Annotated in this window: 8 protein-coding genes; 5 read left to right on the top strand and 3 right to left on the bottom strand. The window is 72.0% G+C overall.

What is annotated here, in order from left to right; genetic code table 11:
• Nucleotides 1-66: 66 nt before the first annotated feature.
• Nucleotides 67-2,577 carry a DNA translocase FtsK 4TM domain-containing protein gene (locus tag ACTMTF_RS10840; protein WP_441110472.1) on the bottom strand — a complete coding sequence of 837 codons (2,511 nt, stop codon included), beginning with the start codon at nucleotides 2,575-2,577 and terminating at the stop codon, nucleotides 67-69.
• A gap of 159 nt (nucleotides 2,578-2,736) precedes the next feature.
• Between ACTMTF_RS10840 and ACTMTF_RS10845 the strand changes: the two genes are divergently transcribed.
• Nucleotides 2,737-5,175 carry a SpoIIE family protein phosphatase gene (locus tag ACTMTF_RS10845; protein WP_441110473.1) on the top strand — a complete coding sequence of 813 codons (2,439 nt, stop codon included), beginning with the start codon at nucleotides 2,737-2,739 and terminating at the stop codon, nucleotides 5,173-5,175.
• Here ACTMTF_RS10845 and ACTMTF_RS10850 read toward each other — a convergent pair.
• Together ACTMTF_RS10850 and ACTMTF_RS10855 are read right to left on the bottom strand one after the other, a co-directional pair.
• A complete protein-coding gene (locus tag ACTMTF_RS10850) occupies nucleotides 5,165-6,106 on the bottom strand; it encodes an aldose epimerase family protein (RefSeq protein WP_441110474.1) in 942 nt (313 codons plus the stop codon). The two genes, ACTMTF_RS10845 and ACTMTF_RS10850, sit on opposite strands and share 11 nt — an antisense overlap.
• Nucleotides 6,103-7,074 carry a LacI family DNA-binding transcriptional regulator gene (locus tag ACTMTF_RS10855; protein WP_397009213.1) on the bottom strand — a complete coding sequence of 324 codons (972 nt, stop codon included), beginning with the start codon at nucleotides 7,072-7,074 and terminating at the stop codon, nucleotides 6,103-6,105. Before ACTMTF_RS10855 ends, ACTMTF_RS10850 begins: the two co-directional genes overlap by 4 nt.
• 224 nt (nucleotides 7,075-7,298) lie before the next feature.
• On the opposite strand from ACTMTF_RS10855, the gene ACTMTF_RS10860 reads away from it, so the two are divergent.
• Genes ACTMTF_RS10860 through ACTMTF_RS10875 form a run of 4 tightly spaced genes read left to right on the top strand, consistent with a single transcriptional unit; the run spans nucleotide 7,299 to nucleotide 12,019 of the window.
• Nucleotides 7,299-8,213: an NAD-dependent epimerase/dehydratase family protein gene (locus ACTMTF_RS10860; protein ID WP_441110475.1), complete on the top strand. Its 915-nt coding sequence runs from the start codon at nucleotides 7,299-7,301 to the stop codon at nucleotides 8,211-8,213.
• Nucleotides 8,210-9,088 carry a 5-dehydro-4-deoxyglucarate dehydratase gene (locus tag ACTMTF_RS10865; RefSeq protein ID WP_441110476.1) on the top strand — a complete coding sequence of 293 codons (879 nt, stop codon included), beginning with the start codon at nucleotides 8,210-8,212 and terminating at the stop codon, nucleotides 9,086-9,088. The genes ACTMTF_RS10860 and ACTMTF_RS10865 overlap by 4 nt, the downstream gene beginning before the upstream one ends.
• Nucleotides 9,088-10,134 (top strand): mandelate racemase/muconate lactonizing enzyme family protein, encoded by a 1,047-nt coding sequence (locus ACTMTF_RS10870; protein ID WP_441110638.1) that lies wholly within the window; start codon nucleotides 9,088-9,090, stop codon nucleotides 10,132-10,134. Before ACTMTF_RS10865 ends, ACTMTF_RS10870 begins: the two co-directional genes overlap by 1 nt.
• A gap of 1 nt (nucleotide 10,135) precedes the next feature.
• Nucleotides 10,136-12,019 carry a DUF6807 family protein gene (locus tag ACTMTF_RS10875; protein WP_441110477.1) on the top strand — a complete coding sequence of 628 codons (1,884 nt, stop codon included), beginning with the start codon at nucleotides 10,136-10,138 and terminating at the stop codon, nucleotides 12,017-12,019.
• Nucleotides 12,020-12,036: the final 17 nt, after the last annotated feature.

Consider the following 12,036-nt stretch of genomic DNA (forward strand, 5'->3'; position numbering starts at 1 on the left):
CCCCACCACGACGTAGCGTAGTGGCTTACATTCAACCAGTTACCGTCGGGGAAGTCGGCATTGGGGTCATTCGCCACGCAGGTCGGCCAGCAAACCTGGTAGATCATCCGGCTTCACCAGCACCTCGCGCGCCTTCGAACCCTCGCTGGGGCCGACCACGTTGCGGCTTTCGAGCAGGTCCATCAGCCGCCCCGCCTTGGCGAAGCCGACGCGCAGCTTGCGCTGCAGCATCGAGGTGGAGCCGAACTGGGTGCTCACGATCAGCTCCGCCGCCTGGATCACCAGGTCGAGATCGTCGCCGATGTCCTCGTCGATCTCCCGCTTGACCGGCGCGGCGGCCACGTCGTCGCGGTATTCGGCCTGCATCTGCGTCTTGCAGTGCGCGACGATCTCGGCGGTCTCCTTCTCCGAGACGAACGCGTTCTGGATGCGGATCGGCTTGCTGGCCCCCATCGGCAGGAACAGCGCGTCACCCTGGCCGACCAGCTTGTCGGCGCCCGGCTGGTCGAGGATGACCCGCGAGTCGGTGAGCGAGGAGACCGCGAACGCCAGCCGGGACGGCACGTTGGCCTTGATCAGGCCGGTGACCACGTCCACGGAGGGCCGCTGGGTGGCGATGACGAGATGGATGCCGGCGGCGCGGGCGAGCTGGGTGATGCGGACGATGGAGTCCTCGACGTCGCGCGGGGCGACCATCATGAGGTCGGCCAGCTCGTCGACGATCACCAGGAGGTAGGGGTAGGGCTGGTAGACGCGCTCGCTGCCGGGCGGCGGCACCAGCTTGCCCGCCTTGACGGCCGCGTTGAACTCGTCGACGTGCCTGAACCCGCTGGCGGCCAGGTCGTCGTAGCGCCGGTCCATCTCCCCCACCACCCATTCGAGGGCCTCGGCGGCCTTCTTCGGGTTGGTGATGATGGGGGTGATCAGGTGGGGGATGCCCTCGTAGACCGACAGCTCGACGCGCTTGGGGTCGACCAGGACCATGCGCACCTCGTCGGGCGTGGCGCGCATGAGGATCGAGGTGATGAGCCCGTTGACGCAGACGGACTTGCCCGCGCCGGTGGCTCCCGCGATCAGCAGGTGGGGCATCTTGGCGAGGTTGGCGACGATGGTGCGGCCCTCGACGTCCTTGCCCAGTCCGACGATCATCGGGTGGTGGTCGGCCTGCGCCACCTGGGCGCGCAGCACGTCGCCGAGCGACACCAGATCCTTGTCCGCGTTCGGGATCTCCACCCCGATCGCCGACTTACCGGGAATCGGAGACAAAATCCGTACATCTGCGGATTTGACGGCGTAGGCGATGTTCTTGGTGAGAGCGGTGACCTTCTCCACCTTCACCGCCGGGCCCAGCTCGATCTCGTAGCGCGTCACCGTCGGCCCCCGGGTGAAGCCGATCACCTGGGCGTCGATGGTGAACTGCTCCAGCACGCTGGTCAGCGCGTTGACCACGGTCGTGTTGGCCTTGGTCTGCGGCTTCGGCAGACTGCCCGGCTTGAGGAACTGCAGGTCCGGCAGCAGATACGGGCCCGTCTGCGGAGAGAGCACCAGCTGCTCGACCTTGCGGGGCGCGGGCGTGGGGTGCGGCGGGTCCTTCTTGACCGGAGCCGCGGGCTCCTCCTCGTCCGTCAGCCCCGGCACGATCTCCGGCGAGTGGCCCTCCCGCTTGCCGTTCTTGGGGTCGTCCTCGGCCAGCACCGGGGTGTCGTACGGCTTGACCAGCTCGCCCGGCTCCGGCGTGGGCTTCTTGGGCCTGGGGCGCTTCCTGGACTGCTGAGGGGCCGCGTCGGGGGCGTGCCGCTCGAACAGCATGTGCCGCAGCTCGCTCAGCCGCTCGGGGATGCGGTGCACGGGCGTGGCGGTGATCACCAGCACGCCGAACCCCGACAGGATCAGCAGCAGCGGGATCGTGATCCACGACGGCAGGATGCTCATCGGCGGCGCCGACACGATGAACCCGACGAGCCCGCCCGCCTGCGACACCTGCTCCATCGTGTTGCCGGCGTCGCCGGCCGGATAGGGGGTGCCGTTGGCGACGTGGATGACGCCGAGGACGCCGATGAGCAGCGCGCTCCACCCGATCCCCATCCGGCCGGTGTCGGCGTTCTGGTCGGGGTGGCGCAGGTAGCGCCAGGCCAGCAGGCCGAACAGCAGCGGCAGCGCCCAGGCCAGCGAGCCGAACACGGCGTGCACGACGGTGTTGACGGCGGCGGAGACCCCGCTCCCGGTGTCGCGCCAGGTCATCGCGGCCAGCACGATCGCGCCGCCGAGCACGGCCAGGCCCACTCCGTCGCGCCGGTGCGCCGGGTCCAGCTCGCGGGCGTTGGCGCCGAGGGCCCGCGCGGCGCCGCCGATGCCGTTGGCGAGCAGCATCCACAGCCCGACGATCAGCTTGCCGACCATGGTGAAGACCCAGCTGATCGGGTCCTGATGGGTCATCGACGGCTTGCGTGCCGACGAGGCGCCCTTCGCCCTGGGCCGCCCCGCCGACGTGGCTCCCCGCTTGGCGGGGGTCGAGCGGGACGAGGGCGACCGCTTCGCCGGCCCCTTCGATGCGCTTTTCGGCGTACGGGTGGCCATGATGCCAAAGGTACGTCGGAGACCCCCGGGAAAGCACAGGGGCGCGCCGGGCGTTCGTCGAAGAGCGGCCTTCTTCGCAACCGCAGGTATGAGAGGCTCTCGGTCTGCCACTCTGAGAGTGACCGAACTGCCACATCGAGTGATGTTCTAGGACGCACAGTGGATACGACCCGGGAGTCGAGCACCGCTTTCGACGGCACTCCCCATGCCCCAGCGGCAGCGCGCCGATTCGTCCGCCAGGTGCTCGGTGAGTGGCGCCTGAGCCACCTGGCCGAGGACGCCGTGCTGCTGACCAGCGAGCTCGTCACCAACGCGGTCGTGCACGCGGGCACCGGCATCGAGCTGACCTGCCGCCTGGACGCGAACGCCACCCCGCCCAAACTCGAGATCGAGGTCGACGACCACCACCCGGAGCGGCAGGTGCTCGGCGGCGAGCCGCCGCCCGCCGAGCCCCTGGCCACCTCCGGGCGCGGGCTGGCGCTGGCCGGCATGCTGGCCGACGCCTGGGGTGTCACCTACACCAGGACCGCCAAACGGGTCTGGGTGCGGATGGAGTTCGCCGACGTGCCGGAGTCGTCGCCCGCGTGCCTGCCCGCGCCCCGCCGGCCCATCGACCGGCTGCATGTCGCGGTGGTGGTCGCCGACGCCGAGCGGCGCGTCGTCTCGTGGAACTCCGACGCCGAGTCGCTGCTCGGCTGGACGGCGGAGCAGGTCGCCGGCAGCCCCCTGGAGGAGCTGGTCGTCTGGCGCGGGCACGGGCCGTACGCGCTGTCGCTGGCCGAGACGCTCGCCCTGGGACGCTGGCGCGGCGAGACCCGGATGCGCCACCGGGACGGCCGGTCGATCCCCGTCTACATCTCCCACCTGCGCACCGAAGGGCCGGCCGAGAACCGGCGGTCGATCTGGATGGTGGCCGACAGCGAGCACGGCTTCGTCCTCGCCTCGCCGCCCGTGCCGCTCAGACGGGAGGCGGGCAGGCGGATCAAGGACCTGCTCGACCAGGACAGGCCGCTGACCGAGCTCCTCGACACCATCGCCCGGATCGTCCAGCTGTCCAGCGGCGCCGACGCCGCCTACGTGCTGCTGCGGGCCGACGGCTGCGACCGGTTCGGCGTGGCGGCGGGCGCGGGCGCCACGGCCGGGCTGGTGGGCGTGCTGACCCCGGGCGGGTTCGACCTCAAGTGCGAGACCCCGGCGCTGATCGACGACCTGCTCGCCGTGGACGTGGAGCTGGCCCAGCGGCTGGAGGCCAGGTCGCTGGCGTCCGCGCCGCTCATGGTGGCGGGCGAGGTCGTGGGCCACCTCGCGGTGACCGCCGCCCGGCCCGGCCGGTTCGAGCGGGACCTCACGGTCAGCCTGCTGCACATCGCCGAACAGGTGGCGGCCACCGTGCAGCGCGAGCGGCTGGCCGAGCAGGAGCGCGCGCATCGGGGCAGGCTCTCCTTCCTCGCCGAGGCGGGCGAGCTGCTCGCGGGCGTGCACGACGAGGAGTTGCTCGCCGCCCTGGCCGCGCAACTCGTGGTGCCGAAGATCGCCACCTGGGCCGCCGTCTACCTGACCGACCTGACGGGCATGACCAGGCTCGCCCACGTGTGGCACAGCGAGGAACGGCACAACGCCGAGTTGCGCAAGTCCCTGCCCGCCATCCCGCGCTCGCCGCTGAGCGAGGTGACCTGGCCGGTCGGCGAGGAGACGGTCCTGTCCTTCCCGCTGCGGACGCAGGGCAGGTCCCATGGCGCGCTGGTGATCGGGCGCGGCGAGCCCACGCTCCCCCTGGAGCTGGCGGACCTGCTGGCCGACCTGTGCCGGCTGGTCGCGCTCAACGTGCACACCGCCATGCTCTACACCCGCCAGGCGACCACCTCGCGGGTGCTGCAGCGCAGCCTGCTGCCGATGCGGGTGGCGCCGATGCCGGGCCTGGAGTCCGCGGTCATCTACCGGCCCGCCGAGGAGGGCGCGGACGTCGGCGGCGACTTCTACGACCTGTTCACGGTGGCCGACCACTGGTGCTTCGCACTGGGCGACGTGTGCGGCAGCGGCCCGGAGGCGGCCGCGGTCACCGGGCTGGCCAGGCACGCCGTCCGGCTGCTCGCCAAGGAGAACTACACCGTGGCCGACATCCTGGACCGGCTCAACCAGCGGCTGCTGGAGGAGGGCGACGAGGGACGCTTCCTCAGCCTGCTCTGCGGCGAGCTGACCCCGCTGCCGCAGGGCGGCGCGCTGTGCACGATCGCCTCCGCCGGCCACGTGCCGCCGCTGCTGCTGCGCGCGGGCGGCAAGGTGGAGGTGATGGCGACGCCTCAGCTGCTGCTGGGCGTCGAGGCGGACGCCCGCTTCTTCGTCGAGACGTTCGAGCTGGCGCCCGAGGAAGTGCTGCTCTGCGTCACCGACGGCGTCACCGAGCGCCGCGACGGCAAACGGTTTCTCGATGACGACGACGGCCTGGCGCACCTGCTGTCCGGCTGTGAGGGACTGAGCGCCGACGCCGTCGCCGAGAGGGTACGGCGGGCGGTCGACTCCTTCGCCGCCCAGCCGTGCACGGACGACGTGGCGCTGCTGGTGCTCAGGGCCATGCCGGCCCGGCTGATCAGCCCGTGAAGGAGTAGGTGGTGGTGGAGGTGTAGCGCTCCCCCGGCCTGAGCACGGTCGAGGGGAAGCCCGGCTGGTTGGGCGAGTCGGGGAAGTGCTGGGTCTCCAGGCAGAGCGCTGCGTGCGGACCGAACGGGGTGGCGTCGCCGTCGAGCATGCCGCCGGCGTAGAACTGCACGCCCGGCTCGGTGGTGGTCACCTCCATGGTGCGGCCGCTGACCGGCTCCACCACGGTGATGTCGCCGTCCAGCACGAAGCAGTGGTCGTAGGCGCCGTCGAACCTGGCCCCCACGGCGTGCGGGACGGTGAAGTCGAACGGGGTGCCCTTGACCGGGGCGAGCTCCCCGGTGGGGATCTTGTCGTCGTCGACCGGCAGATAATGCTCGGCGCCGATCCGCACCAGGTGGCCGAGGACGTCGCCGCTGCCGGCCAGGTTGAAGTAGGAGTGGTTGGTGAGGTTGAGCACGGTCGGCGCGTCGGTCTCGGCGGTGTAGTCCAGCCGGATGGCGTCGCCGGTCAGCGTGTAGGTGACCGAGGCGGTCAGCGTGCCGGGGTAGCCCTGGTCGCCGTCGGGGCTGGTCAGCGTGAGCGTCACCGAGGAGTCGGTCACGCCGGAGACCGCCCAGACCCGGCGGTCGAAGCCGTCGACGCCGCCGTGGAGGCTGCTCGGCCCGTTGTTGACGGGCAGCCGGTGCTCGACGCCGTCGAGGGTGAAGCGGCCGCCCGCGATACGGTTGCCATAGCGGCCGACCACCGCGCCGAAGTAGCGGCTGCGGGTGAGGTAGTCCTCCAGCGTCGGCAGGCCGAGCACCACGTTGACGCCCGACACTTCGAGCGTCTGCAGGATGGCACCGTAGCTGAGGACCGAGGCGCGCAGCCGGCCGGACGACAGGACATGACGCTCGACGGTCTCCCCCGACGGCAGCGTTCCGAAGATCATTTGCGGTTTTCCCCCGTTGAATCGCGGACGATCAAACTCGTCTCCAGCACCGTGACGCCGCCGGCCGACTCGGAGTCGACCGACTGGAGCAGCAGGTCCACGGCGATGCGGCCGGCCGCCGCCGTGGGCATGGCGATGGTGGTCAGTTTGGGGCGGCTCAGCCGGCCGGGGACGATGTCGTCGACGCCGATCACGCTGATCTCGCCGGGCACGTCCACGCCGCGGGCGGCCAGGCCTTCGATGAGCCCGATGGCGACCAGGTCGTTGTAGGCGAGCACCGCGGTCGCGCCGGAGGCGATCACGTCGGTGACGGCGGCCAGGCCGCCGAGCTCGGTCGGCGGATTGGGGCCGAGGAAGGTGACGTCGGCCTCGCTCATCGCGGCGGCGGCGGCCTGCATCTCCTTGCTGGTCCACGACCCGCTGGGGCCGGTGACGAGCGCGAGCCTGCGGTGGCCGAGGCGGCTGAGGTGCTCGACGGCGAGCCTGACCCCGCGCCCCACGTCCATCAGGACCGTGGGCATGCCCTTGACCCTGCGGTTGACCACGACGAACGGGATCTCCTCGCGCAGGCGCTCGATGGTCCTGTTGGTCAGCCGGGGACTGCACAGGAGCACGCCGTCGACCTGCTTGGTGAGGGTCTGGATCAGCTCCTCCTCGACCTGCGGGTCCTCGTCGGTGTCGGCCACGAACACGTGGTAGTCGCGCATCCTGGCCTGCGCCTGGGCGGCCTTGATGAGGGGCGGGAAGAAGGGGTTGGCGATGTCGGCCACGATGAGGCCGATATTGTGGGTGCGCCCGGTCGTCAGCGCCCGCGCGGCCCGGTTGGGCCTGTAGCCCAGGTCCTCGGCGATGGCGAGCACCCTGGTGCGCGTGACCGGGTTGACCAGGTGGGGCGCGGAGAAAGCGCGTGACACCGTGGAGACATGCACTCCTGACGCCTCCGCCACGTCACGAATCGTCACCGCCACGCTTGGCCTCCGACCATGCCCTGTACATTAATGCAAGCGCTTGTATCACTGTCAATGGACCGTGATAACGCCTTGCCTGCCGCCAAAGCCCACCTTATCGATTCGCACCTGCCTGGGTCACCCCGCAGGCGAGAGCAGCGCGGCTTGACGTTCTCCCAACACCGCCTCGATACTTTTGCAACCGGTTGCGGTAACACGAACCCTTACAGGAGGGTGAGCCAAGGATGACACGAACACTGGTGACGGGCAGCGCCGGAAGGCTCGGGCGCAGCCTGGTCACCACGCTGGCGCAAGCGGGTCACGAGGTGATCGGCGTCGACGTCTCCGCCGGCACCCCGGACGAGGCCGCGGCCACGCTGCCTGCCGACCTGACGGATCTGGGCGAGGCCTACGACGTGATGGCGCGCTTCCGGCCCGACGTCGTCGTGCACCTGGCCGCGATCGCGACGCCGTTCAGCCGGACCGACGGGCTGACCTTCCGCACCAACACCCAGCTGGCCTTCAACGTGTGCCAGGCGGCGAGCAGCCTCGGCGTCGGCCGCGTCGTCGTGGCCAGCAGCCCCACCGTCATCGGCTACGGCGCGCCCTCCGGCTGGACGCCGAGCTACCTGCCGATCGACGAGGAGCACCCCACCAAGCCGTGGAACTCCTACAGCCTGTCCAAGCTCGTGGCGGAGCAGACCATGGTGTCCTTCGCGCGCACCTCGGAGACGAAGTTCGCGGCCGTGCGCCCGTGTTTCGTGGTGGCTCCCGAGGAGTGGGCGGGTGCGCCCACGCAGTCGGGCCACACGATCGCCGACCGCCTGGACCGGCCGGAGCTGGCCGGCGTCTCGCTGTTCAACTACATCGACGCCAGGGACGCCTCGGACATGATCTCGGTGCTCATCGAGCGGCTTCCCGGCCTGCCCAACGGCGAGGTGTTCTTCACGGGCGCCGCCGACGCGCTGGCCAGGCGGCCTCTCGCCGAGCTCCTGCCCGAGGTCATGCCCACCACCGAGACCAGCGGGACAACCGAGGCCATCGAGTCCATCGCCTCCCCCCTGACCGGCACCGCCCCCGCCTTCACCTCGGCCAAGGCCGAGCGCATGCTCGGCTGGATCGCCAAGCGCAGCTGGCGTACCGAACTGGAGATCGGATGAACCTCAGCGGAGTCCTCTTCTTCCCCGTCACCCCGTTCGCGCCGTCCGGTGAGCCGGCCGTGGACGCGCTGGCCGAGCACATCGACCGGGGCCTGGAGCACGGCCCCGGCGCGGTGTTCGCGGCGTGCGGCACGGGTGAGTTCGCCGCCCTGTCGGAGGCCGAGCACGCGACCGTCGTCCGGGTCGCCACCGCGACCACGCGTGGCAGGGCGCCCGTCTTCGCGGGGGCCGGCGGACCGCTCGGCGCCGCGCTCAACCAGGCGGCGGCGGCTCGTGACGCGGGCGCCGACGGCCTGCTGCTCATGCCTCCCTACCTGTCCATGGGCACCCACGAGGGCTTCGTGGCCTATGTGCGCGCGGTGGCCGCGATCCTGCCGGTCATCGTCTACCAGCGCGGCTCCGTGGTGCTCACCCCGGCCCAGGTGGTGGAGCTGGCCCGGGTGCCCGGCGTGGTCGGGCTGAAGGACGGCCTGGGCGACATCGACCTCATGCAGCGCATCGTGCTCGCGGTGCGCGGGGAGATCGGCGACGACTTCACCTTCTTCAACGGACTGCCCACGGCCGAGCTCACCATGGGCGCCTACCGCGGGCTCGGCATCGAGCTCTACTCCTCCGCCGCCTTCGCCTTCGCGCCGGACATCGCCACCGCCTACCTGAACGGCGCCCATCAGCTGCTCACCGAGTTCTACGAGCCGCTCGTCCGGCTGCGCGCCAAGGTGCCCGGCTATGCCGTCGCCCTGGTCAAGGCGGGTGTACGGCTCGGCGGCGTGGCGGCGGGACCGGTGCGGGCTCCGCTGGTCGACGCCTCGCCCGAGGACGTGGCCGAGCTGGAGGCGCTGATCAAGCACGGACGTTCGCTGGTCGGCGAGCCGTGATCCGCGACCTCAAGGTCACCCCCCACACGGCCCGGCTGAGCCGGCCGTGGGGGCCGGACGTGCCGGTCAACCACGTGCTGGTCGTGGAGATCACCCTGGACGACGGCCGTACCGGCACCGGGTTCTCCTGGACGCCGCAGATCGGCGCGCGGGCGGTGCGGGCGCTGCTGGAGTATGACATCCGCGACGCGGTGCTCGGCCTGGACCCGCACCCGGAGGTGGTGTGGGACCGGCTCTGGCGGCACCTGCGCGAGGCGGGGCCCGGCGGGATCACCACGGTGGCGCTGGCCGGGGTGGATCTGGCGCTGTGGGACCTGCGCTGCGGCGAGCGCGGCCTGGTCGACGTGCTGGGCCGGCGCAGGGACGGCGTCCCGGTGTACGGCAGCGGCGTGAACCTGCACTACTCCCTGAACGAGCTCGTCGCCCAGGCCGGCCGGTGGAAGTCGGCGGGCTACCCGGGTGTGAAGATCAAGGTGGGCCGGCCGGATCTGCGCGAGGACGTCGAGCGGGTCGCCGCGGTCCGCGAGGTGATCGGCCCGGACACGCTGCTCATGATCGACGCGAACCAGCGGTGGGACCTGCACCGGGCCCGCCGCGCCGTGGCCGCGCTGGCCCCGTACGACCTGCACTGGCTGGAGGAGCCGCTGCCCGCCGACGACGTGCCGGCCCACGTGGAGCTGCGGCGGTCCGTGGACGTGCCGATCGCGGTCGGCGAGAACGTCTACACCGTCTACGGCTTCCGAGACCTGCTGGCGGCGGGCGCCTGCGACGTCGTGCAGCCCAACGTGGTCAGGGTGGGGGGCATCACCCCGTTCCTGCGCATCGTGGAGCTGGCCCGGACCTACGACCTGCCGGTCTACCCGCATCTGCTGCCCGACCTGTCGGGGCAGCTCGCGCTCACGCTGCCGCTGCCGTGCATGGCCGAGGACGTCGAGGACGCCTCGTTCGCCGCGCTCGGGCTGCTCGCCGAGCCGTACCCTGTCGACGTGGACGGCGCGACGCTGCGCGTCGGCGAGCACCGGGGGCTCGGCCTCCGCTGGAGGTGACATGCGCGTCGTGCTGGCCGGAACGCACGGCTTCGGCTCCCATCACCTGGACCGGCTGCGGCGCCTGACCCATCTGGTGCGGCTGGTGGGCGTCTGCGACGTGCGGCCCGTCGAGGAGGAGAGCCTGGCCGGGCTCGGCTCCCCCGAGATATCCGCCGACCTGCCCGCGCTGATCGAGCGCACCGGGGCGCGGATCGCGATCCTGGCCACCCCCATCCCCACGCACGCCGACCTGGCCGTCGCCGCGCTGAAGGCGGGCGCGCACGTCCTGGTCGAGAAGCCGACGGCGGCCACGCTGGCCGACTTCGACCGGATGGAGCGGGCCGCCGCCGGGGCGGGGCTGGCCTGTCAGGTGGGTTTCCAGAGCCTGGGCTCGGCCGCGGTGCCCGCCGTGCGCGAGCTGATCGCGAGCGGCGCGATCGGCCGCGTCACCGGCATCGGCGTCGCGGGGGCGTGGCCGCGGCCCGCCTCCTACTTCACCCGCAGCCCGTGGGCGGGCAGGAGGGTGCTCGACGGCGTGGACGTGGTCGACGGGGCGCTCACCAACCCGTTCGCGCACGCCCTGGCCACCGCGCTGGCCGTCGCCGGTGCCGAGGAGCGCGGCGCCGTCGCCTCGGTGGAGACCGAGCTCTTCCACGCCAACGACATCGAGTCCGACGACACCTCCGCCATCCGCGTGCACCTGGCCGACGGCCCGCCGATCGTGGCGGCCGTGACCCTGTGCGCGGCCGAGCGGGACGAGCCCTACGTGGTCGTGCACGGCGACCGGGGACGCATCCGGCTCACCTACACCCTGGACGAGGTCCAGGTGAACGACGGGCCGGTGCGCCGCTACGGCCGTACCGACCTGCTGGAGAACCTCGTCGAGCACCTGCGGTCCGACGGCGAGCTGCTCGTCCCGATCCACCGGACGGGCGCGTTCATGGAGGTCATGGAGGCCATCAGGGTCGCGCCCGACCCGCTGCCGATCGCCGCCGACCACCAGGACCGCTCCGGCGAGGGGCGGGTGCTGCCGGGCATCGCGCGGGTGGTGGACACCTGCGCGGACCGGCTGACGCTCTTCTCCGAGCTGGGGCTGAGCTGGGCCGTGCCCCTCACGGTGGCGGACACGGTGGTGGCGGACTACACCACCGCCCCCGACCTGCCCCTGACCGCCGCGCCGAGGCCCTTCCTCCACCCTGTACGGACACTCGGCGGCATCGTCGTCACCGAGTCGCGGCCGGACGACCACCCGCACCATCTGGGCGCCGGCGTGGCCGTGACCGATTTGGGCGGGCGCAACTTCTGGGGCGGGCGCACCTACGTCCGCGACCAGGGGCCCGCCTGGCTCGACGACCACGGCGTCCAACGGCATGTGTCGTTCACCGCCCGCGACGCCTCGGGGTTCACCGAGACGCTGGTGTGGGAGCGGCCCGGCGAGGAGCCGCTGGTGCGTGAGGAGCGGACCGTGCGAGCGGCGCCCACGGCGCGGGGGTGGGCGCTGGACTTCGCGTTCACCCTGCGCAACCTCACCGGCGGCCCGCTGAGCGTGCGCAGCTCGGCCACCAAGGGGCGGGTGGGGGCGGGGTACGGCGGCTTCTTCTGGCGGGCGCCGGCCGGCACGGCGGGGCTGCGAGTGTTCACCGCCGACGCCGAGGGCGAGGAGCGGGTGCACGGCTCGCGCGCGCCGTGGCTGGCGCTGGCGGCCGACGACTGGACGCTGCTGTTCGCGCAGGACGACGATCCGTGGTTCGTCAGGGTCGCCGAGTATCCGGGGGTGGGGACGGCGCCGGCCTGGGACACGCCGCTGGAGTTCGCCGAGGAGCTGGCCCGCCGCGTCACCGTCGTGGTGGCCGACGGCCGGCTGTCCCGTCAGGAGGCCGCCGCCCTGGCCACCGGCCTCTGAGCCGGTTCAGCCGAGCC

It is taken from the genome of Nonomuraea sp. ZG12, from assembly GCF_052068115.1.
Taxonomy (GTDB): Bacteria; Actinomycetota; Actinomycetes; order Streptosporangiales; family Streptosporangiaceae; genus Nonomuraea.